Genomic DNA, 21,475 nt, shown 5'->3' with positions numbered 1-21,475 from the left:
TCCCCGCCCTTAAATTATAATATTATATATTCTATTGAGATATCATTTCCATTTTCCACTGTCCTATCACCGAAACTGATCTTCTTTTCTAAACCCCTTGCAGAATGCGTAGATGATGAAAGCCTTGAGGTTTTCGGACGCCAGGAAGGCGCTCGTTTTTGACGTGCCCCCTGCAAATTAGGCCAATCGGAGCTGGAATTTTCCGACTATGATCCCGTGGGGGACGAAGAGAGTTCCATGAAGCGAAGAAACTGCAACGAAATCCGGCCGCGTAGCGCGATCGGCAATAAGGGGCCGACAGCGCTGTTGAATGGCTCATCGGCGCCCACGCCGACATGAGTCTTAACCCGGAAAATTCCGGCACGAGCTGGCCTAAAAACGGGTAGCGCTTCATTTTGAAAAGGATGCGGACCGCGCAGCGGTGGCAGAGAGGGGGAACACTTCAAAATTCAAAATTTGACATCTGTCACCGTTTTATGTGGTCGATAAACTGGCGGAAACATATGGCGCACGAAGATCATCTTCTGAAGAAGCTATGGATGCGATTTGCCCTGCGTGGCGTTCAATTCGCAGATCGACATGCCGCCCTCGATCGATTTTATAGAGTAGAAGATCCTTGGGGAATGGAAAGTCCACGCGAGTTGTTCCGCTTCGGCGAAACCAACAATCTCATTAGAACGCATCTCGGATGTCCGAATCGGATACTCGAACTTGGCTGCGGCGAAGGCCATCAATCGGCCGAGCTACTCAAGATAAGCAATCATCTTTTTGGCATGGACGTGAGTTCCCGAGCAGTTGCCCGTGCGAGAACCCGCTGTCCAACGGCCACGTTTGCGGTTGGCGACATTACCTCGACGCAGATCGAAAAGCAGTGGGTTCCCTTCGATTTGGTGGTCGCTTGCGAGGTGCTTTACTACATGAAAGATGTGCCTGCAGCTTTGGCAGCGATGCAACGGCTCGGGAAAGCATGCTTTGTCAGCTTCGTTGACTCACGCCGAGAGCGGCTTGAGCCGCTTATCGCTGCAATTCCGCATGTTTCGTGGCACCGCATTGAATTCCAAGATCTGGGATGGACTGCTGTTTGGTGGCGAACGACGCGCGACTTTAGCAATCATATCAATTAGGCAAGGTGAATCTGATCCCAATCATGATCTGCTTTCGATAACAGCCAGGTATTCCTGTGATCGGAAAAAAGGCGCCTCAGAACTGGGTCGGCGCAGACCATTGTTGGATGATGGGCCCGCGTTCGGAAAAAGCCATGGCTACGAACCATTGCTGCAACTTCAGGAATCGACGTAGCGAATTCAATGCTACTTACAGTATCACCAAACCAGTCTATGCTAAGTTCAAGCATTTCAGAAAGAATTCCGATAGCTTGCTGTTCAGCGACCATATCGACGATAATTCCTTGGGGCAATTCTACGGTCTCCGCTCGGCGGAGCACAACGTATCCGACGGTACGGCCGTCGTTTCGGGCAACGAAGCGGCGATATGACATTTGAGGACAATCACGAAAGCGCCAATTTAAGAAGGCCGCGTCGCGAGGAACAACAATCGCGTATTTGTGCTGTATACTCCGCCAAAGGTTATCTGTGTCCGCTCCGAACTCCGCCACCTCGACAAGTTGGATTTGACCGCGTTTTGCAGCTTGCGAACGAGAATCCCGTGCACTTAGAAGCGGATTTACAAGTACAGAAAAGAGATCTCCAAAACCAGCATGCCCTCCCAATTCGACCAAACCATGCCAACGTGGTCGGTGCTCGGTGCGCATGGCGAGATACCGTCTTACAAGTTGACCATTCAAGCGCCGCCAACGAGAGAACTGATATACGGCCGGAAGCGTAATGGCATTAAGATGCTCGGCTATGCGTCGCGTTGCGGGGGCCATTGTAAGGGTTATCAAGATTGCAACCTCCTCGGCTATGGCAGCATAGAGCCGTTGACCGATGCCGCCTCCCCTACAGCTCGGCAAAACCATAACATCGACAATCCATCCCGCGGGCTTGACCTGATCTACGACTTTAATCTCTGTCGGTTGCACCGCAATCTGTCCGACGACTCGCGTACCGTCCAACGCTATCCACACCGGGACTCGATTATCGGGACGCAAGCCGAATGGATTATCGACAAACTGCCAGTGCCAGCGATCTTGCCCTTTATAGGGCGCGAGTGCTCCGTAGGCCTCGACGATAAAAGCCGCAATGGCGGGATAGTCTTGGAGGCGGGCTTGACGAATCTCAAGCGTCACTTGCGCACCTTGCTTGAAGATGATTGGCGCTTCCACGAGACGACAATACGCGCTTTAGCGTCGAGGCGTATCTCATCCAGACATAGCCACCGTGGATTTTTAGCCAGAACTCGAGCGCGCTATCGACCGGGCTAACCGATACTCTTCCGCGAAGAAAATCGCCGCGATCTGCGTCGATATTCTGAGGAATGACAGTATAAGCATGTTTATAGCCTGCTTCGCGGCACATCATAACCGTCTCCGCATTGTGTTCACCATACGGGAACGCGAAAAGCTCGATTGGTACTGCGAATTTTTGCTCCAGCTCAGCCTTTGCGCATGTAATCTCTTCCCATGCTGCCGCGTGTCCGATGCGAGTGAGATGTGGATGGGAAACACTGTGCGCGCCCAGCACGACCAAAGGAGAAATGGCAGATCTAAGGATACTTTCGGTCGCAACCGCCTCGCTTCGATCCTCCGTGTCCTCCTCCATCTCCCACGCGGGTAAGCATCCCAGAGCGCCGGATGGAATAAAAATTGTGCTAGGCATTGCCCGCATTGCCAATTCTGGCAGCGCTATATCTGTAACGCAGGTGAATGCATCGTCAAACGTAATCGCTACCAACCGGTGGCTCGCCCCCAAATCTCCGACATAGTCCGCGGGGACGACAAGTGCGCAAGCTTTGACCACATCAAGTTGGCGGCCAAATTGCGCCCTGAAATGCGCCGGAACAGCATGATAGTACAGGATAACGAGCGGCCGATTTCTGCCCATTACAAGCGTTGCCAACGACATCCCGATAAACCAGAGGACGCTAATTGCTAACTTAATCACTCTTTTCATGATCGGCCCCAGTGGCGCAACTTGATCGCTTAGCTATGGCTTATGGATAGCCAGGAGTTGGTCGGGGCGCCCTATTTCTCCAGCCAATCCGGCCGCGATACCTTGATAGGCCATTCGCATGTTAATCCACGAACCGACAAATCCGTACTCGAGGGCCCTGACCAGCAAAACCAGAACAGTCCACACGAACCACGTCGGATATCTATGTCCAACGAAAAGAATTCGATTACGGAATTCGAGGTACACAGACAGCGGTGATCGGTTAGCGCGAGTTCCCGCCGTTCCAATAGTCGTGCCCCCCCGGTGATGCACTACCGAACGCCAAGCATATCCGACGCCGCATTGCTGCTTCGCGCGCAATCCCCATTCAAGATCTTCGAAGTACAAGAAGTACCGTTCATCCATTAGACCGATTTTTTCGATGCAGTCGCGCGTCACATATATGGAGGCCCCTGACGGCGCATCGAGCAGCGCCTCAATCTTCTCGGGGTTTGGTGCCACGTTCGACGGCGCGTGGTAATCGATAGCTTCTGTGCTCGCCCACGCTGGCTTCCACCTCAATCCTCGCGAATGAATTCGCTCCGGCTCAACTGCCGACACGATACGGCTTCCAACCATTCCCTTGTGGCGGGTTTGTGCGTACACGACGAGCTCAACCAAAGCGTCAGGTTCCGGTTGGGTGTCCGGATTTAGAATCCATAGCCCTTCGTACTTGCGCCGCTCAAGAATGGGACGCATCCAGGCGTTGACGCCCCCCGCATAACCCAAGTTTTGGGGCGCCTCACCCACGATCACCAGCGCACCAGTTTTGGGCAGCCGCAAGACCTTCAACCTCACGAACCCGTCTTGCGCAGTCGAGTGCGAAAAAGGCAACGTGTGCGCATCTTGCACAAATTCGCAGGAGCATTGCTCACCACAGACGAGCTCATCGACAAGAGCATCAAATGCTAGCGGTCCGCCATTCTCACAAATGAAAATATCGAAACTCGGAGATTTGTTCGCGTTGGCTAACGCGGCTAAGCAGCTATCGACATCAGCGGGGTTACGAAACCCTACAATAAGAATTGCGATCGGATCAGTATTTTGAGTGCTCAAACCCATCCTCCAAAATACTCCCGCTTCGGAGAGGCGTATAGCAACCGAACCGATGAGTGCTATTTGACGAACCGGTCAACGAAAATTAAATAAGCTATATTTAATTTAGTTTACCAGCTTTTAATTAATTTAAAAGCACTCATCCAAGCCACTTGATTTGATCAAGATGGCGCCTGCAACATTCCCTACCGAGCAGATTCGGTCCGGATTGTTAGTGGCTACGAGCCTTACGATAGAGACAATCTACGCTCAGGCGTTTACCGCGAGACAATCCATAATTTGCTCTCTTCGCTGGCCCGCCACCACAGGCCACACAAAGCGCTTGGCGCTTTCGGCAGCAGTGGCCGACATCTTGCGGCGAAGTTCAAGGTCCTCGGCCAACGCTCGGATCGCGGCAATCCAACCAGATGCATCGTATGGATCGAGTACAAAACCCTCACGTTGATGTCGGACAATCCGGCCTGCGCCCATATCAGTCGTTACTACCGGCAGGCCACAACCGCAGGCCTCGTAGGTTACCTGCGGACCTCCCTCCTCCAAGGACGGAAACACGAAAATGTCTGCTGATCGATAAACCGATCCGATATCGTCGACGTAATCGAGCACCGTCACATCGTTCCTTGCGAGGAGACTGCTACATTTCTCTTTGATGACCGGCTCTATCTTGCCAGCCAGCACGAGCCGTCCCTTCACACCGCTCCGGGCCCAATAATCGAGGAGCAAGTGGGCACCCTTACGCACGCAAATGATTCCGACGAAGATCGCGACTATCCCGTCTTGCGAGTGGAGACGCTTGTGGTCTCCCGAAAGTCGAGCCGGATCCCAGCCGTAAGTTGTCTCCAGAAACTTAATTGCCGGCACGCCGTTTTCCAGCAATGAAGGTCCAACCAATGGATTAGGGCAGAAAATGTAATCCATCGCTTCTAGTATTTCTTTCTCACGATCAACGGTCTCGTCAGTAATGGCATGCCGCGGAGCCACACCCAGCCTCTCGTACGCCTGATCGAGAATCCTTTTGGCGGTCGCAGTATGACAATTGTATTGCTCTCGAAAAACTGTGACGCCTCTCCGCTTCAATTCGCGAAGCGTCTCGGCGCTCGCACCGGGCCAAAGATAGGCTGCTGTCTTTTGCGATTGGGGCCGATTCATGCTGGAGAGGAACGCATCCTCTATTCCTCGATTTACTCTAGACTTCACCCAGCGGTATGGCATGTACCGCACCCAATCGGGCAGGACCTCTATCACCTCAACCGACGGCAGGGACCACCGACTGCGTGACGTCACGATGGTCACCCTGAACTCTTGATCGGCCATACCCTCTGCGAGGGAGCCGCAGGTATAACCGACCCCCCGTCCATTGAGCGGTAATGGCATCAACATAGAGACCGAAGCGCTCATGCGACCCTCTGAATTCAACAGGTATGGCGATCAAGGACATTCGCCTAGGACTGGCATTCAGGCCGGAGACCTTCCGCCGATGGCTACATATTTTTCGAGACGCTGACATCGTCAGTTCGTCTCGGCTTGGACGCCGTTACCCTATGGGCATCCGTCAAATACCACGTGAAGGTTACGGACCGGGGTGCAACTCCCGGATTAAAAAGTCTCTCGCTAAAGACGTATGGCTTATAGCCGAAGCCAGCCAAGAATTCCGTCACCGCTGGCGGAGGAAATGCACACATCAATGCCGGTCTTTGCTTCTTCAACGTTTCCAGCGATCCCTTCAAGATATCCAGTTCCGCGCCTTGAGCATGCAGTTTGACCAGCACCGGAGCCAGTCCATAGGAATCGAATGCTTTGCACAAAACCTTATATTTCTGAACTGTCAGTTTCCTTTCGTCAAAACGATACATTCTACCAGGATCTTTGAGCCACTCAGTGGCTTCGTCGAAAGAAGTCGCGGCCATTCCGTCGCAATCCCATCGACCGTATCTTGGAAGAAAGAAATCTATTTCTCTGGCGCTGGAGCCAAGAGCGCATGCATGAACCGTTACCGTCCTGCATCGGCGAAGGCGAAATGCAAGCCGCTCCGCAGATTTCGGCTCAGGCTCAAAGGCTACGATGTGGGAGTTTGGCGAGAGCTTTCTAAACGCGGCAGTACTTTGGCCCCTGTTCGCTCCGATGTCCACAATCAAGCCGCTTCCGATCGCGAGCTGTTTAATACCTAGAAATTCCGGCTTGAAAAAAATGGCGAGGACAAATCCTTCACCGCGAACCTCGCTGCGGCAACGCCGGGAACATTGGCGTAGAAATAGCGGGCCAGTGCCTTTAAGCTCATAACGCTCTATCACCATTTGGGCGGTGGAACGACGGTCAACGCTTATACAATCTCTACTATACGTACATTGAATCAAGGTTGTCGCTGACACCGCAATTCGATGCTGCATGAAGCCGGTGGCTGTAGAAATCCGCGGTCAGTTTTGTGAAAAGACTCTATCCTTACAGGCGACAGTTCATGTTGCCGCGATCCGTAACCTCCCCTCAATGACGGCCGCGATCTTCGCTGCACCTATGTCCAGGTTATAATGATCAATCACCTTTTGCTTGGCAGCCCTTCCCATCCGGTTGCAAAGGTCTGGTGACGACAACAGTTGGACAATCTTGTCAGCCATTCTTGCGGTATCGAAATCCGGCGTAGCGAAACCTGCATCTATCTCAACGAATTCGGGTGCCCCGCCCCCGCGTGCAAAGCAGACGATAGGTTTCCCGCGTTGAGCCGCTTCCATCACCACGAGCGGAAAGGGATCTTCTCTGGATGTCAGAACGAAAACATCAGATGCCTCGAAGTAAGCACCTGTGTCAGATGTATGGCCAACAAAATGCACCGCATCCCTCAGTTCCGAATTCGCGACTTGGCTTCGCATGGCCGCGACTTCATTTGGCGGACCGCCAACCCATAGAAAATGAACCGGTGTGGTGTGATATTCCTGTGCCACCCTAGCGGCCACCCGAAGAAATAGATCAGTGCCCTTCCGAAATCCAATCGAACCGCAGGCGCATACCAACTTTGCTATTTCAGGAATACCGAATTTCATACATATAATTTTGCGAGCTCTCTCGGTGTCTGTTGCTTGCGGGCTGGGCACAAAGCCGTGGATCACCTCAACTCTGCTCGCCGAAATGCCGTTGTTCTCGACAAGGCTGTTCTTTACGGCATGTGATACCGCAATATACAGAGGCCGGCGCTTTTCCAGCAAAGCTAGCTTCTCGATGCCCACAACACGAACTGCCCAATCAAGCTCATGAACGTGACATATTATCGGACAGTCCAGGAACGACAGGAAATCAAGCATTCCTGCACTTGCGACGGAATTGACGTAAATCAAGTTGATATCGTCGCTGAGAAAACTGGCGCGCAGACGTGCAAGATGGCTGGAATCATACCGGCGCTGCAGGTGTAGCCGGCGCATAGCCTTGTACCACAAGGCGTCGCTTGGTTCGAATGAATCGACCGCCCCGATGGCCGCAAAATCGGCGGAGAGTTCGCCCGGTCTTCCCGTCAAAATCCGAAAATTGACATTCCGGTTCCGGCGGAACCATTGAAGAAAATTAGAGAGAAATATCGGCGCCCCAGTTCGCGAAGCGTCGTGACTCAAAAATAGGATGGTCGCAGTCATCAGGACCCCACCACATGCCAAGGCACTTCTGTGAAGTATATCTGAATGGCTAATTTTCCGATCAAGTTACATTCCGGATATATGGAGAATGCCCAATGGAAGCAGCCCACGTCTGTCGCTCTGTCGCTCTGTCGCTCTGTCGCTTGGCCAACGTTAAAGTTAAACTATTGCACCCAGACGCCCGCGCCTTGGCGCGAAATAATCATCGGCTAAAGATGCCCCTCTTTAAGCGCCCGCCCATTAACCCAGTATTCGGCGTTAATCGCCCCTCCATTTTAGCTGAATAAATGACGCATAATGCTATAAAATATAATATTACTATTATGATCCATCAACAAGATTAAGATGCACCGTAAAATCAAGGAAGCTGGCCTCGAGAAGCATAAGCAAAGGGCCCCCATGAAAAATCCGTATTTAACATCAACGGAAGCCACCACCGATCCATTGGTGACGATCGCTATTCCGACCTTTAACAGGGCTTCATGGCTTGGAGACTGTATTCTCGCAGCGCTTGCCCAAACTTATCCTCACTTCGAAGTCGTGGTGTCGGATAACGCCTCAACCGACGCAACATCAGAACTGCTACGTGGGATCAGCGATCCCAAGCTTCGTGTCCTGACGCAGAAGAGCAACATAGGCCAGATTCCGAATTGGAATGCGTGTCTGGCAGAGGCCAAGGGCGACTATGTCGTATTTGTCTCCGACGACGACAGAATTGCACCCTCGCTACTGGAGCGCTGCATTGCCCTTGTGAAACGCGAAGGGCAGGTTCAGGTTGTTGTCGCGTTAAGTGATGTATATTTTGCCGCGCAAAGTGTAACTTGGCATGCTCCGCACAACCGGAAGCTCACAACAGGCATTTGGGACGGGGCCGACATTCTGGAGGAGTATCTCGAGGACCGGATATCGGCCGCGATGTGCAGCATGATGTTTAGCACCGAGGGGCTTCGCACAGAGGGCGGATTCCCAGTCGATTTTACGTTTGCGAGCGACACGATAGCCTGGTTTTCGCTCATCCTGAATGGAAGAGCTGGGCTGGTAAACCGATCCTGTGCAACCCTATGCGTTCACACCGCAAACTTAACATCCACGCTGGATCTGGAAACTCGTTTAAGCTGCTTGAGACGGTTGGTCGACCTTATTTCTGAAAAAGCTGATCACTGCATTGGAAATACGCAAAGGAGGCGAGATTTCCAATTGACGGTTAGGCGCTATTTTGCGCGATATGCTATAGGAGCTCTCGCTTCGTACCGCAGAGATGGCGCCGACTTAAGCCAAGTGATCCCCGTGATGTGGCAATTGCGTCGGTACCTACGACATATCGGATTAAACGACAGCAAAAAGATCGCTAGGTTCGTTGTAATTATTGCCTTGCCCGCGGCACTAACCCGCTGGACTCGTGGCATCGTCAGGATGCGGTTTCTAACGAAGTTATCTCCAACATCCGAACCATCATAGACAATGCTCGCCCCATTGGATCCGACTGCATAGGCGGGTTCAATCTAATTTGAGCATGGTTTGTTTAGGCGGCAACGCTTACGATTTAACGGTGCTGAGCCTAGCTTACCAGTGCCTGACAGCAACCCGGCCCAATGCATCAACTTTACGAATTAGTATTCTCCGGAACCCTTTCGAGCCAAACTTCGCGCCACCACGAATAAATGCTTCTTGGACAAAACATTCGACGATGGCTGTAACAGGACTGGCAGATAACATTCTCCAATATAATGGCTGGAGTCTTCAGACTTTTCATCTTTCCTGTCTGTTCATCGATGAAATTACTCACCCGCGTCTTGACTCGATAGGTTCCGCCACAGAACGGTACTAGCTCAGCATCAAAGCCGAGCCCTCGGTTCATATTTCGTTTGTCCAGCGTGGCAAGAATCTCGCCGTACGATTTGACACGCACCATTTCTCCCGGCTGAAGATTCAAATCGATCAATGGATGTGGCCGCCCAGCAGGGACGGTACCCTTTCTCCGCGGGAACGGAATGCCGCCCCGGACGGCTTGAAAGCGATCATAAAGCCAACGTCCAACCAGCCCTGCTCGCCCCCTGTAGGAGAGGGAGCCGTAGTAGTAACTTACATAGACAAACACGACAAAAATACGCCCCAAAGTAGCATTGCCGGACGTATAGTCTTCTACGTATTGCCTGACATCCCACCACCGAAGAGGGGCGGTGTAGTTGAGGAGTTCGGTTGCCTGGCAATGATAAACAGTATCTCCACGCGGATCGCGAACCTGCGTTGCCCTCTCAACATCCTCCTCCGTACAAACGGCGGCGGCTTTCTGATCTTGATGTGTGCCGCTGCACGACCTTGACTCCATCAAGTCCGTCGTTCCGCTGACCGGCTTGAGCCACGCCTCCTTCCAAAAAATCAGGCAAGCTGCCTGACAACCTCCATGTGCGCGGCCATCGCAGCGCAGATCCAAATGAACTCCATCTGGGAGTCTTCGCCCAACAAACTTGCCGGTGATCGTATCGCACGTCTTGTGCGCTCGCTTGTAAACCCTGAAGCGTTGACCACAATACTGAAACATTTGGGGCATGAAAGGGAGGCCGTCGAACTGGCCATCTTTATCGAGCGAACTCAGAATTTCATCCTTGGATCGTACTTCTACCCAATCGCCAGCTCGCACGTTCATGTTTCCTCAGTCCTCCGACGGCGCACAAACGTTGATCCTATAATGAAAGATAAACCGCGTAATACTAAGACCTTCCATCAAGTGATGATGGTTTTCTCATCATTGCGAGTAAATCGAAATAAAACGTTCTCTCCCCCATGACCAGCAAAAGCATACAATAGTACACACCGCCCATGATAAGACCGCCAACGAGAAGCCTGAGGAAAGCATACCCCCCGTCCCCAAAATACAATTGAGCAAGATACGCCGCGGCCGCCGCCACAGCGCCGGAGAGAAATGGATTTTTTACTGCCAGGAATAGATCCCGTGGAGATATCATCGTGCCGTGAAGGCACCACAAAATATGCGGAATAAGCCACAACGACATCGCAGCCGAGTAACCTAACGCCACTCCGGTGGGACCGTAGGGCAATCCAATAAGGTACCCAGAAATAACAAGTGGAGCGATGACAAATGCAATAGCCAGACTTCGTCCTTGGAGCCCGATGGAAAGAAGGAGCCACGAGGTGGGATTAATCATCCCAAATACGAGAACGGTTGGACTAAGCAGACGGAATATGATCGCTGTCTCTGCCCACTTCGGCCCAAGGAAAACCAGAACGATGTCGTCGCTAAACACCGCGCAAAAGATGGTGATGGGAATAGTCAAGGAGACAACCAGAGAATAGCCCTTGAGAAAGTAATTCTTCAAACGCACGGGATCATGCTGGAGGCGTGATAACGCTGAGAATGCGACTCCGCCAATCGCTGCATTCAGATTGTCGGTGGGGATAGTAACGAGCTGGTATGCCCTCCCATATAATCCAAGGGCATCCGCGCCCCAGTAACGTCCCAGAAGCACCTTCTCGAAATTGTAGGCTATATAAACGACCAAACCATTTAAAGTTATGGTTCCGCCAAAACGCAGCATGCCACCTGTACCTGTCACCAGGCCCGGTCGGCCTGGAATCCATCCCGTTATCACCCACAGGCACATTGTACCAACCGCTGGCGAAACGATTGCCATAGCAACGAGTGACCAATAGCCGAAGCCGGCAAGGGCCATTGCGATTCCAGCGACGATCGCCGCCACCTGAGCGACTGTTTCAATGACTGTCAGTGAAATGTACCGCAGCTCGCGCTGAAGGAGCGCATAGTGCTGAACGCCCGCAGCGTTGAATAGAAATCCGGCAGCAACCACAATGGTCACCCAAAAAAGCCGGGGCTCGTGATAGAATGCGACGAGTGCCGGTGCTGTCGCCACGCACAAACCGGCCAGTACGGCTCCAACGGCCATATTAACCCAGAACAACGTCGAGACTTGCGCGTCGGTGACGGTGTCCTTCTGAACCGTGGCTGACGAAAGCCCCGCACTTGTGAATAATCCACATACACCTGTGACAACCGTAGCCATTGCCAGCAGCCCAAAATCACTCGGATTAAGCAGGCGGGCCAAAACCGCTATTGAACCAAGGCGGAGAGCGAAACTCGCAGCCTGACCACATATCCTCACCAAGGTGCCACGAACCGCCCGCTCCTTCAAGTTGTTCACAGCGGCCACCCAACGAAAGCGTGAAGAACCCGAGTTCGAATGGCACGTCGTACGAGCGAAGACATCAAATGCCCCTTCCCTCACGCGAAGGAATAGTATGAAAACGCCAAGCCAGAAGTCGGACGCACAAGAAACGATTTTCGAAGCATCACAGATCCAACCTCAGCTTACGGGCAACGAACGCTTCTGCGTAGCGCTCCGGAGCACGGCATTCCATACCCCTCAATCTTGCCAGTCCAAGAAAGGTCTCGGAATCGAACCACTGCTTGGAACGCTGACTCCCGAAATGCTCAATCAGCAGATCGATCTTGCGCTGTAGTACGTCGGCTGAAACAGGCATGTAGAGATTAGGCTGCCCCAGGTCGCCATCCCATTTGGGCACCTCGTACTCGAGAATGCAGTGGTCGCGGAAAGTGTTCCACGCTAAACGGTTGACCTGACGATGATCCTGATGCGCGTCGTCTCTTCGGTGCGTGAGAATGACATCTGGGTAAACGCGCTCTTTCAGCATCTCGAACCAGGATTTGATCCGTTCACCCTGTTCCGGAAAGTATCCGTCCTGAAAGGACATCACCTCGACCTTCGCGCTGGTCGCACGCGACAGAAAGGCGGCCGCGGAAGCTCTTGCTTCACGCTCGCGCTCACCCGCCCCACTAAGAACACACCAATGAACATCAAGATGAATGCCCCGATCCAGCAGGCTAAGAAGCGTTGCTCCCGCGCCGATTTCGATGTCGTCGGAATGCGCGCCTAAGCAGAGTACCGACAAACGATCGCCGGGTTCAGCGAACTGCAATGCTTTCATATAGCCACCGCGGCGCGAGCATCAGAATTCAGGCGCCACGGCATATCGCCTCGTTCGATCATTTCCTCGAGTACTTGCCGGTCCCTAAGCGTATCCATTGCTCGCCAGAAGCCCTCATACCTGTAAGCCATGAGTTGACCGTCTTCGATCAGACGGTTGAACGGTTCAAGCACCAATTCGTCGCCTTCCCTGATGTAGTTGAAGATTTCATTTCGGAAAATGAAGTACCCGCCATTGATCCATATCTCGGACTCATGACTCGCACGTAGCCGCTGTACAAGGCCTCGTTCGTCAAACTCAGCAAGGTGGAAAGTGATCGGCGGATGAATGGCTATGAAACAGCCGATCTTGCCACTCTTCCTGAAACGATCAATCATGTCAGGCAACGGGGCGTCGGTCAGCCCGTCGCTGTAATTGGCGAGAAAAATCTCCTCGTCCTTGACAAGATGACGGACCGCAACCAGCCGCTCTCCAATATTTCGCCAGATTCCGGTATCCACGAGTGCGACACGCCAATTCGGCGGCTGTTCGCCAAGTATCTCGACCTTCTTTCCGAAATTCGAGATGACGCAGTCGCTGTTTGCACTCCGCTTGTAGTTCAGGAAGTAGTCCTTGACGACATTCGCTTTGTGACCAAGGCAAAGAACGAAGTCCTGGTGTCCATACTGACTGTAGTACTGCATAACGTGCCAGAGGATAGGCTGATGGCCGATTGGCACCATAGGCTTCGGAATGCTCTCCGAATATTCGCGAATTCGCGTACCAAGCCCGCCACAGAACAGAATGACCTTCATGACGCAAAGTCCCGCGGATCAATGACCTCTACATTGGGAATAGGCACCACCATCTTGCAGCCCCAAGAGCTGACGTGGCGCATCTGTTTAACGATCTCAGCCTTCAAATTCCACGGTAAGATCAGAAGGTAATCCGGTCGCGCATCGTCGATAGCGGACACCGGATAGATCGGAATGTGCATTCCGGGCGTATATCGCCCATGCTTGTAAGGATTGCGGTCCACGGTAAAGTCCAGGAAATCGGTGCCGATGCCACAATAGTTGAGCAACGTATTGCCTTTGCCAGGCGCACCGTATCCACATATCTTCGCGCCCTTCTCCTTACACTCAATCAGAAATGACAGAAGCTTGCGCTTCGTGCGATGAACATTTGCAGCGAACCGGGCGTAGGTCCTAATGTCCTCAAATCCAATTTCGGCCTCATGAGCTAGCAATGCATCGACCCGCGAAGATATTTCACGGTTGCTGTCTTGGTGGCAGAGATACACACGCAGCGATCCCCCGTGTGTAGCGAGCTGCTCGACATCAAATATTTTGAGGCCATGTCTGCGTGCGAGACGATCAATGGTGATGAGCGAAAAGTATGAGAAATGCTCATGATAAATAGTGTCGAACTGGTTTCCCTCGATCAGCCGTTCGAGATGGGGAAATTCAAGTGTAATTACCCCATCTGAAGCGAGCAGACAGGCCATTCCAGCGGTGAAGTCGTTGAGATCTGGCACCTGCGCCAATACGTTATTGCCGATAATGAGATCGGCCGCGCGGCCTTCCGATACAAGGCGCCGGGCGAGACTTAACCCGAAAAAATCGACCAGCGTTGGAATGTTCTTGCGGCGAGCAGCTTCAGCGACGTTGGTGGCCGGCTCAATTCCCAGCACGGGGACGCCAAGCGGCAAGAAGTGCTGGAGCAGGTATCCGTCGTTGCTAGCAATCTCAACGACGTAACTCTTCGGTCCAAGGTTAAACCGGTCCACGACTGCTTCGCAATACCGGCGCACATGCTGAACCCAAGAGGTGGAGTATGAAGAAAAGTAGGCATACTCGGTGAAGATATGCTCCGGCCTGACGTACTCTTGCAATTGCACCAGGAAGCACTCGCGGCAGACCAACGCGTGCAACGGAAAGTAGGGTTCCATTTGATCGATCTGGTTGCCCGGCAAGAAGCTCTCGCACAAAGGCGACATCCCCAGATCAACGAAAGTCGCTGTGAGTTGCGCCCGACATAGACGGCAACGCCTATGCTGAAATATATCTTCATTCCCCAACGAAACATCGTGGGTGGCGGCCTGCATCGAATCTGCCTGATCGGCGATGAACATCACGATTCGGGCCTTGTTTCCAGCATCAACCCCGACATTAGGGCACCGGAAGAAAGCGGCACCGAGCCATAATACATTTATCTCATTTAAATTTAAATATGTATTATTGGGTAATTTATATATAAATAAATATGGTTATTAAATCGAATCTGGGAGCACGCATATCCCCTGGGTGCAGGGGAAATCGCCTGCGTATATGTTTGCTGGCAGGGAAGCGCGCCGGATTAATGACGAGCGGACACCTCCAACTCTCCCACGCCCGGAAACTACTGCAGGCGCCAATATGGAATTTCATTCGACAAAACTCCGCGACATTTACCTCGTTCAGCTTGAGCTGGCTCGCGATAACCGTGGCTTCTTTGCTCGCACCTTCTGCACGGAGGAGTTTGCGGCCTACGGATTGGAAACCAATTATCCGCAACACAGCATTTCGTTTTCCGCCCGCAGAGGAACCCTGCGAGGCCTGCACTATCAGCGCGATCCGCACGCCGAAGCAAAGTTAGTCCGCTGCACCCAAGGAGCCATTTTGGATGTCGTTATTGATATCAGGCTGGATTCGCCAACTTACCGCCGCTGGCAGGAGTTCGAGCTTTCGAGCGTAAACGGACACCAACTCTACATCCCGAAAGGATTCGCTCACGGTTTCCAAACGCTCAGCAATAACGCAGAGGTGAACTACCTTATCTCCACGGCATATAAGCCTGAATCGGCCCACGGCATTCGCTACAACGATCCCGCGTTCGGAATCAGTTGGCCTCTTCCAGTAACAGAAATCTCCGAGAGGGATTTGAGCTGGCCTGATTTCTCTTCCGGCCCTTCGACCGTTCATTCTACGGCCAGCGGATTGGAAGTGTAGCAATCTACTCCTGAGTTTGATTTGTACCAGGCCACCGTTCTGCGAAGCCCCTCTTTGAGCGACGTTGTGGCGCGCCAGCCAAGCAGTGCTGCGGCCGGTGCCGTATCGGCGGCGAGCTCCTGCTCGAGCGGCCGGTCGGGAATGGCGCCAAATCGTGGGGCTATGCGGCTGCCCACGACTCCGAGGAGCGTTTCGACCAGTGCACGCATCGACGTCAAACTGCCAGTGCCGAGGTCGAACGTCTGTCCTTCTACCCCGGGGGCTGCGGCGGCGATGAGAAACGCATCAACCACGTCATCAATATAAACCCAGTCGCCGCGTACGCGGCCACTGGAGAGAAGCGGGCTCTCGCCCTTCAGCAGAGACAGCGTAACAGAGGGGACAAGCTTGCTTCGGGCTTGCGCAGGACCGTATGCCATGAAGGGCCGCAGGTTTACAACCGGCGTACCATAAAGCGCATGAAACATCCGACCGTACGCTGAACCGATCCATTTTGCTGCGGCGTATGGCGAGCCAGGGATCGGTGCTTGGAGGCTCGGGACTGGCTCGTTGAGCGAGCCGACAAGGATCACACGGCGGCAGCCGTGCTCGGATGCTAGCACTAGCAGGTTGGCGGTGCTAGTCGCGAGGCTCCGGAAGGTCGGGAGCACGAGATCACGATCCGCGCGGGCTCCGGTCGATCCCGCCAGGTGAACGACAATATCCGGCTTCACGGCAGAGAATACGCGGCGCGCATCGGCCAGTTCGGCCATGTCCGCCTGCCACCAGGTCTCTTTGGCAAGGCACGGACGATCGCGGCGCGAAGTGACATGCAGTTCCACGTCACACGCGCTAAGGCGACGGCATAGGTGCCACCCGATGAACCCTGCGGCACCCGTCACGAGGATCCTCGACGCCGGGGGAATCTTGTGGTTCGCGGCCTTCTGCATCGCCCTATTCCCGCACGTCGAACGTAAACCGAAGAAACAGGGCTCTTGCACATCTCATTGGGAGCCCCCGCATCCCACAAATCGGGTAAACGCAACCATCGCCCCAAAAGAGCCCATGGCCGCAATGAAGAAGCTGGTCGTTACCGGCCGTGCTCTGCCTGCACTTAGGCCCTGCCGATCTCGACTTACGGCCGATCCAAAAGCTTATCGCCGAAATGGAGTATGCGCTCGCCTTTTGCGGTGTCATCGTCATAAAGCGCGATTGCCTCTTCTGGCAGGTGCGCGAGATCGCTCGCCCGCAAATAGTCGCGCATGGTGGTCCCTGTGCAGCGCGAATCGATGTTGGGTGCTCCGCGGCGGGCGACGACGTCATCGTAATGCACCGTCCTGAAATCGATGCTGTAGCGGGCAACGTCCGTAATGTTCGGCACCGTCTCATGCAGTTGGGCGCCAGAAAAGATGATCATGCCTCCGGGCGGCGGAAGATATCGGACGGTGATTGGCTCAAGCTCCTGCTGAGCCTTGGGCTGCTCGCGCGTATCGACCTTGACATGCTGCGCCGCCGTGGCGCGATTCTTTGTGTTCCATTCGTAGTAGTTGTAGATCTCGGAGTTGTTCTTCACAACTTCCCCGAAGTAGCGGGGATAGAATCCCATCGCGTTGTCGGGCTCCAGCGGATAGATGGGCAGCCACCAATTGAGCTGGCACATCGGCGCGGAATACCAAGTATCCCGATGCGGGTGAAAGGCGTAGGCGATTCCGGATGACAGGAAATGTGATGGATAGGCCGAACGCAGGCGAGGAACATCGAAGTACAGGCTTTCCAGATCAACGCCGTGCTCAAGCATAACCTGTCGTATGATCCTTTTGCATTCTGGATGATGGATAAATTGCGGCTTCAGCTTGCCGAGGATCGCCGCGACCTCCTCCGGCGTCTTCCATTCATGTATGATCCGGGGGTCGTGCGGTGAAAACACTTCCTCGAGCATTTGGCGCGCGAGATCAATCAAGGCACGCGTCCCCGCCGTCGCCGACAGGATAAAGATATCGCCAGCATACAGTCGGCTACGCCGCTCCTCGTCCGTCATAGTTGAATCGATGAATACCGAACCCATGATGACGATGCCCTCCATTGACAGACCTGGTGGCGAGGACCGCACCGGGCCCCCAATAGGACCCCACTTCGTTTGTCACGTCGCACTCACCAGGAATTACTCATTTCGATCGCTCTCTGGTCGCCGCTGTTGAACCCGCTTGATCGCCGGTGAAAATTACGCTTCGCGTCTTGCTCCTGGTGTCGGCCTCGCCATCCATGCACGCAGAGAAAGCGATATTCAACATAATACATTTATTTAAATAACTTTAAATATGCTTTATAGTGGTCAGCGATATTAATTATTTATCGTGGTTAAACTGCGATATTTTGCCAACAGCCCACGGTAACCTGGGGATGACAGGATGCCTTCAATTGCAGAAAATCTCGTATGGGGAACATACTCATGGCCGCAACAGGGAGCCGAGTGGTCGGCAGAATGGGGCGACGCCGAAACTCAGTGGCACGCGACGATCTTACCCCGAATTCGGTCGTTCCTTCCTGCCAAAAACATTTTAGAAATTGCTCCGGGATACGGTCGATGGAGCGGATTTTTAATGAATGCTTCCGATAAGTACACCGGCATCGATCTGAACCCAGAGTGCATCAATGCCTGCCAGAAACGATTTGCGGGCGCGAGGAACGCAGAGTTTGCAGTGAACGATGGAAAGTCCTTGGATGCCGTCGCCGACAGCTCCATTGATTTCGCATTCTCGTTTGACAGCTTGGTTCACGTCGAGTTCGAAGTCATGGAAGCCTATCTTAGTGAGCTTTCACGGAAACTTTCGCCGAACGGCATTGCTTTTCTGCACCACTCCAACTTGGGTGAGTATGTGAAATCTGAGCTGACTCTCAAAGTCCTGCGCCGGCTGCAGCTCAACAGTTGGATGCATTGGCGAGCGCCATCGGTTACGGCAAAGAAAGTTGCCGATATAGGTGCAGCAAATGGCCTTCCCTGCATTTCGCAAGAGATCATGAATTGGGGCCCTGACAACCGACGACTGATCGATTGCTTTTCAACATTCACGCGGCCCGGATCGAAGTGGGAACATCTCACATTTCGAATTCGAAATCCGTATTTTATGTCTGAGGCAAGGTCCGCCCGCGTTATTTCTGAAATCTCTAAATCACTACCTCTCGGTAGCTGTACGCCTACGAGGAAGGCCGCCTTGCGAAGCAGGCCTTGGGTGTAGCTGATTGACCTTATGGACATGCATAAGGACAATCATCAGGTCATCGGCCTGGAAGTAGTCAACACCGGCCGGCGACGTCGGTGGACGAACGAAGCGAAGCTCCGGATTGTGGAGGAGAGCCATTCCTGCCCACGGCAGGCCTCGGCGACGGCGCGACGACACGGGATTTCCAACCAACTGTTGTTTTCCTGGCGCAAGGCGTTTCGCGAGGGGCGGCTTGGAGCGTCCGACGCCGTCGGGTTTGTGCCCGTGCTTGTGGAGCGGGAGACGACATCTCCTGGTGAGTGTGCTGCACGAAATTCTGGACGGATTGAGATCGTGAGTGGGAACGGACGGCGGATCATCGTTGATCGCGGTGTTGACGTGGCGGCGCTGCTGCGGATCGTGCGAGGGCTGGAGACTCTGCGATGATTCCAATCCCGACTGGTGCCCGGGTTTGGCTTGCGACGGGCTACACGGACATGCGTCGCGGCTTCCCGTCGCTGGCTTTGCAGGTGCAGGAGATCCTGAAGCGGGATCCTCTCGGCGGTCATTTGTTCTGCTTTCGCGGGCGCAGAGGCGATCTTTTGAAGGCGATTTGGCATGATGGCCAGGGAGCATGCCTGTTCACAAAAAGACTCGAGAGAGGAAGATTTATCTGGCCTTCGGTTGCTGGTGAAGCAGTGACGATCTCTCCGGCGCAGCTTTCCTACCTGTTGTCCGGCATCGACTGGCGCAATCCTCAAGAAACGTGGCGTCCAACGCGAGTGGGATAGCATTTTGCGATTGAAGCTGCCGGAAAATCTGATTCACTGGCTTCGTGACGTTGAAACCGGACGATCTTCCTTCGGACCTTGTGAGTGCCCTGGCGGCGCTGCGGACCGAGCGTGAGGCGCGGCTGCAAGCCGAGGCGGTAGCTGCCAGCGTGCAGGCGCAGTTGTCGGACAACGAGGCGTTGATCGCGCATCTTGAGCTGCGGATCGAGAAGCTCAAACGCGAACTGTATGGGCAGCGCTCCGAGCGCACGGCACGGCTGATCGAGCAGTTGGAGTTGGAGCTCGAAGAACTCGTCACCACGGCGAGCGAGGATGAGCTTGCCGCGCAGGCCGCAGCGGCGAAGACGCAGAAGGTCCGCCCCTTCATGCGCAAGCGGCCGGTGCGCAAGCCATGGCCGGATGACATCGAACGCGATCGCGTCGTCATTGAGGCTCCAACGACTTGCGCCTGCTGCGGCGGATCGCGGCTGGCGAAGATCGGCGAGGATGTGACGAGGACGCTGGAGGAGATTCCGCGCCGCTTCAAGTTGATCGAGACGGTACGCGAGAAGTTCACCTGCCGCGATTGCGAGAAGATCAGCCAGCCGCCCGCGCCGTTCCATGCCACGCCGCGCGGCTTCATCGGCCCGCAATTGCTGGCGACGATCCTGTTCGACAAGTTCGGCATGCATATCCCGCTTAACCGCCAGAGTGCGCGCTTCAAGTGCGAGGGGATCGACTTGCCGTTGTCGACGCTGGCCGACCAGGTCGGCCACGGGACCTTCGCCGTCATGCCGCTCTTCCACCTGATCGAGCGCCATGTGCTCGCCGCCGAGCGCCTTCATGGCGACGACACCACCATCCGTATCCTGGCGAAGGGCAAGTGCACGACCGGGCGGATCTGGACTTATGTGCGGGATGACCGGCCCTTCGCCGGGCCTGCGCCGCCGGCGGCGGTCTATTACGCCTCGAGCGATCGGCGGGGTGAGCACCCGCAGAAGCATCTGGCCTCCTTCGCCGGCATCCTGCAAGCCGACTGCTACAACGGCTTCGAGCCGCTGTTCGACCCGCGGATGAAGGAGCTGCCAATCACGCCGGCGTTTTGCTTCGCCCATGCGCGGCGGGGCTTCTTCGAGCTGGCCGACATCGAGAAAAATGCCCGGGAAGGCATGAGGGGCAAACCCATCTCCCCGATCGCGCTGGAGGCGGTCAGGCGCCTGGATGCATTGTTCGAGATCGAGCGCGCCATCAACGGCTGCGGCGCCGACGAGCGGCGCGCCGCGCGCCAGGAAAGGAGCAAGCCGCTTCTCGAGGACATGCACGCCTGGTTGCTGCGTGAGCGCGAAACCCTCTCGCGCTCCTCCGAGGTCCTGAAGCCTATGAATTACATGCTCAGGCGCTGGGACGACTTCGCCCGCTTCCTCGACAATGGCAGGATCTGCTTGACCAACAATTGTGCTGAGCGCGCATTGAGAGGCATCGCCTTGGGAAGGCGCAACTGGACCTTCGCCGGCAGCCAGCGTGGCGCCGACCGTGCCGCCATCATGCTGACGATGATCACGACCTGTCGCCTCAACGACGTCGATCCCAAGGCCTGGTTCGCCGACGTCCTCGCCCGTATCGCCGATCTTCCCGCATCGCGTCTGCACGAACTGCTGCCCTGGGAGTGGAAGCTCCTGCGCCAAGCCGACAAGCCCGCCGATCAGCAGGCCGCCTGACCTTCACGCAACGCTATCATACAGTCCGCCGTGCCCGCGCGCATGCGTCAATCAGGCGGTCCTCGTCGTATGC

At 54.4% G+C, this 21,475-nt stretch carries 20 protein-coding genes; 7 read left to right on the top strand and 13 right to left on the bottom strand.

Going from position 1 to position 21,475, the window contains the following annotated elements:
* Positions 1-503 precede the first annotated feature (503 nt).
* Entirely contained in the window at positions 504-1,124 is a 621-nt protein-coding gene (locus BN32_RS02530; RefSeq protein WP_162161298.1) for a class I SAM-dependent DNA methyltransferase, read from the top strand.
* Here the strand turns inward: BN32_RS02530 and BN32_RS02525 are convergent.
* The 6 genes from BN32_RS02525 to BN32_RS02500 form a co-directional block, all read right to left on the bottom strand.
* Entirely contained in the window at positions 1,121-2,248 is a 1,128-nt protein-coding gene (locus BN32_RS02525) for a GNAT family N-acetyltransferase (RefSeq protein ID WP_019196535.1), read from the bottom strand. The genes BN32_RS02530 and BN32_RS02525 overlap by 4 nt on opposite strands.
* On the bottom strand, positions 2,238-3,071 hold the full coding sequence (locus BN32_RS02520; protein ID WP_019196534.1) for a polysaccharide deacetylase family protein: 834 nt from the start codon (positions 3,069-3,071) through the stop codon (positions 2,238-2,240). Before BN32_RS02520 ends, BN32_RS02525 begins: the two co-directional genes overlap by 11 nt.
* 33 nt (positions 3,072-3,104) lie before the next feature.
* Entirely contained in the window at positions 3,105-4,172 is a 1,068-nt protein-coding gene (locus BN32_RS02515) for a glycosyltransferase family protein (RefSeq protein WP_019196533.1), read from the bottom strand.
* 243 nt (positions 4,173-4,415) lie between these two features.
* On the bottom strand, positions 4,416-5,564 hold the full coding sequence (locus tag BN32_RS02510; protein ID WP_051488428.1) for a glycosyltransferase family 4 protein: 1,149 nt from the start codon (positions 5,562-5,564) through the stop codon (positions 4,416-4,418).
* 83 nt (positions 5,565-5,647) lie between these two features.
* Entirely contained in the window at positions 5,648-6,460 is an 813-nt protein-coding gene (locus tag BN32_RS02505; RefSeq protein ID WP_019196531.1) for an FkbM family methyltransferase, read from the bottom strand.
* A 159-nt stretch (positions 6,461-6,619) separates the two neighbouring features.
* Positions 6,620-7,783, bottom strand: coding sequence for a glycosyltransferase family 4 protein (locus BN32_RS02500; protein ID WP_019196530.1), 1,164 nt, complete (start codon positions 7,781-7,783; stop codon positions 6,620-6,622).
* A gap of 345 nt (positions 7,784-8,128) precedes the next feature.
* Here BN32_RS02500 and BN32_RS25520 point away from each other — a divergent pair, with 345 nt between their 5' ends.
* Entirely contained in the window at positions 8,129-9,241 is a 1,113-nt protein-coding gene (locus tag BN32_RS25520) for a glycosyltransferase family 2 protein (RefSeq protein WP_019196529.1), read from the top strand.
* A gap of 145 nt (positions 9,242-9,386) precedes the next feature.
* On the opposite strand, the gene BN32_RS02490 is transcribed toward BN32_RS25520, so the two are convergent.
* The 5 genes from BN32_RS02490 to BN32_RS02470 all read right to left on the bottom strand — a co-directional run bounded on the left by BN32_RS02490 (position 9,387) and on the right by BN32_RS02470 (position 14,852).
* Positions 9,387-10,430, bottom strand: coding sequence for a hypothetical protein (locus BN32_RS02490; RefSeq protein ID WP_019196528.1), 1,044 nt, complete (start codon positions 10,428-10,430; stop codon positions 9,387-9,389).
* A gap of 64 nt (positions 10,431-10,494) precedes the next feature.
* Entirely contained in the window at positions 10,495-11,961 is a 1,467-nt protein-coding gene (locus BN32_RS02485; RefSeq protein ID WP_040425872.1) for a lipopolysaccharide biosynthesis protein, read from the bottom strand.
* A gap of 148 nt (positions 11,962-12,109) precedes the next feature.
* Complete coding sequence (locus BN32_RS02480) at positions 12,110-12,766, bottom strand: PIG-L deacetylase family protein (protein ID WP_019196526.1); 657 nt, start codon at positions 12,764-12,766, stop codon at positions 12,110-12,112.
* Complete coding sequence (locus tag BN32_RS02475) at positions 12,763-13,560, bottom strand: sugar phosphate nucleotidyltransferase (RefSeq protein WP_019196525.1); 798 nt, start codon at positions 13,558-13,560, stop codon at positions 12,763-12,765. Before BN32_RS02475 ends, BN32_RS02480 begins: the two co-directional genes overlap by 4 nt.
* Positions 13,557-14,852, bottom strand: coding sequence for a class I SAM-dependent methyltransferase (locus tag BN32_RS02470; protein ID WP_051488476.1), 1,296 nt, complete (start codon positions 14,850-14,852; stop codon positions 13,557-13,559). Before BN32_RS02470 ends, BN32_RS02475 begins: the two co-directional genes overlap by 4 nt.
* Before the next feature lie 310 nt (positions 14,853-15,162).
* Between BN32_RS02470 and rfbC the strand changes: the two genes are divergently transcribed.
* Positions 15,163-15,735 (top strand): dTDP-4-dehydrorhamnose 3,5-epimerase, encoded by a 573-nt coding sequence (gene rfbC / locus BN32_RS02465; RefSeq protein WP_019196523.1) that lies wholly within the window; start codon positions 15,163-15,165, stop codon positions 15,733-15,735.
* Here the strand turns inward: rfbC and BN32_RS02460 are convergent.
* Both BN32_RS02460 and BN32_RS02455 read right to left on the bottom strand, forming a co-directional pair.
* Entirely contained in the window at positions 15,705-16,664 is a 960-nt protein-coding gene (locus BN32_RS02460; RefSeq protein WP_019196522.1) for an NAD-dependent epimerase/dehydratase family protein, read from the bottom strand. The two genes, rfbC and BN32_RS02460, sit on opposite strands and share 31 nt — an antisense overlap.
* Before the next feature lie 185 nt (positions 16,665-16,849).
* Positions 16,850-17,797: a hypothetical protein gene (locus BN32_RS02455; protein ID WP_019196521.1), complete on the bottom strand. Its 948-nt coding sequence runs from the start codon at positions 17,795-17,797 to the stop codon at positions 16,850-16,852.
* A gap of 325 nt (positions 17,798-18,122) precedes the next feature.
* Here BN32_RS02455 and BN32_RS02450 point away from each other — a divergent pair, with 325 nt between their 5' ends.
* The 4 genes from BN32_RS02450 to tnpC are packed head-to-tail and all read left to right on the top strand — an operon-like array spanning position 18,123 to position 21,402.
* Positions 18,123-18,950: a class I SAM-dependent methyltransferase gene (locus BN32_RS02450; protein ID WP_084494550.1), complete on the top strand. Its 828-nt coding sequence runs from the start codon at positions 18,123-18,125 to the stop codon at positions 18,948-18,950.
* 12 nt (positions 18,951-18,962) lie between these two features.
* Complete coding sequence (gene tnpA / locus BN32_RS02445) at positions 18,963-19,361, top strand: IS66-like element accessory protein TnpA (protein WP_019200281.1); 399 nt, start codon at positions 18,963-18,965, stop codon at positions 19,359-19,361.
* Positions 19,358-19,705, top strand: a complete 348-nt coding sequence (tnpB, locus tag BN32_RS02440) for an IS66 family insertion sequence element accessory protein TnpB (protein WP_019200280.1) — start codon at positions 19,358-19,360, stop codon at positions 19,703-19,705. Before tnpA ends, tnpB begins: the two co-directional genes overlap by 4 nt.
* 44 nt (positions 19,706-19,749) lie before the next feature.
* On the top strand, positions 19,750-21,402 hold the full coding sequence (gene tnpC, locus BN32_RS02435; protein ID WP_019200279.1) for an IS66 family transposase: 1,653 nt from the start codon (positions 19,750-19,752) through the stop codon (positions 21,400-21,402).
* Positions 21,403-21,475: the final 73 nt, after the last annotated feature.

The sequence above is a fragment of the Afipia birgiae 34632 genome, assembly GCF_000308295.2.
In the GTDB taxonomy this organism is placed as follows: Bacteria; Pseudomonadota; Alphaproteobacteria; order Rhizobiales; family Xanthobacteraceae; genus Afipia; species Afipia birgiae.
This window is presented reverse-complemented; position numbering and strand designations above follow the sequence as displayed.

Bases quoted from the DNA above. Each gene is read 5' to 3' on its own strand.
- BN32_RS02530 (WP_162161298.1), top strand. From the start codon at position 504: ATGGCGCACGAAGATCATCTTCTGAAGAAGCTATGGATGCGATTTGCC.
- BN32_RS02520 (WP_019196534.1), bottom strand. From the start codon at position 3,071: ATGAAAAGAGTGATTAAGTTAGCAATTAGCGTCCTCTGGTTTATCGGG.
- BN32_RS02515 (WP_019196533.1), bottom strand. From the start codon at position 4,172: ATGGGTTTGAGCACTCAAAATACTGATCCGATCGCAATTCTTATTGTA.
- BN32_RS02510 (WP_051488428.1), bottom strand. From the start codon at position 5,564: ATGAGCGCTTCGGTCTCTATGTTGATGCCATTACCGCTCAATGGACGG.
- BN32_RS02505 (WP_019196531.1), bottom strand. From the start codon at position 6,460: ATGGTGATAGAGCGTTATGAGCTTAAAGGCACTGGCCCGCTATTTCTA.
- BN32_RS02500 (WP_019196530.1), bottom strand. From the start codon at position 7,783: ATGACTGCGACCATCCTATTTTTGAGTCACGACGCTTCGCGAACTGGG.
- BN32_RS25520 (WP_019196529.1), top strand. From the start codon at position 8,129: ATGCACCGTAAAATCAAGGAAGCTGGCCTCGAGAAGCATAAGCAAAGG.
- BN32_RS02490 (WP_019196528.1), bottom strand. From the start codon at position 10,430: ATGAACGTGCGAGCTGGCGATTGGGTAGAAGTACGATCCAAGGATGAA.
- BN32_RS02480 (WP_019196526.1), bottom strand. From the start codon at position 12,766: ATGAAAGCATTGCAGTTCGCTGAACCCGGCGATCGTTTGTCGGTACTC.
- BN32_RS02475 (WP_019196525.1), bottom strand. From the start codon at position 13,560: ATGAAGGTCATTCTGTTCTGTGGCGGGCTTGGTACGCGAATTCGCGAA.
- BN32_RS02470 (WP_051488476.1), bottom strand. From the start codon at position 14,852: ATGCAGGCCGCCACCCACGATGTTTCGTTGGGGAATGAAGATATATTT.
- rfbC (WP_019196523.1), top strand. From the start codon at position 15,163: ATGGAATTTCATTCGACAAAACTCCGCGACATTTACCTCGTTCAGCTT.
- BN32_RS02460 (WP_019196522.1), bottom strand. From the start codon at position 16,664: ATGCAGAAGGCCGCGAACCACAAGATTCCCCCGGCGTCGAGGATCCTC.
- BN32_RS02455 (WP_019196521.1), bottom strand. From the start codon at position 17,797: ATGGAGGGCATCGTCATCATGGGTTCGGTATTCATCGATTCAACTATG.
- BN32_RS02450 (WP_084494550.1), top strand. From the start codon at position 18,123: ATGCCTTCAATTGCAGAAAATCTCGTATGGGGAACATACTCATGGCCG.
- tnpA (WP_019200281.1), top strand. From the start codon at position 18,963: ATGGACATGCATAAGGACAATCATCAGGTCATCGGCCTGGAAGTAGTC.
- tnpB (WP_019200280.1), top strand. From the start codon at position 19,358: ATGATTCCAATCCCGACTGGTGCCCGGGTTTGGCTTGCGACGGGCTAC.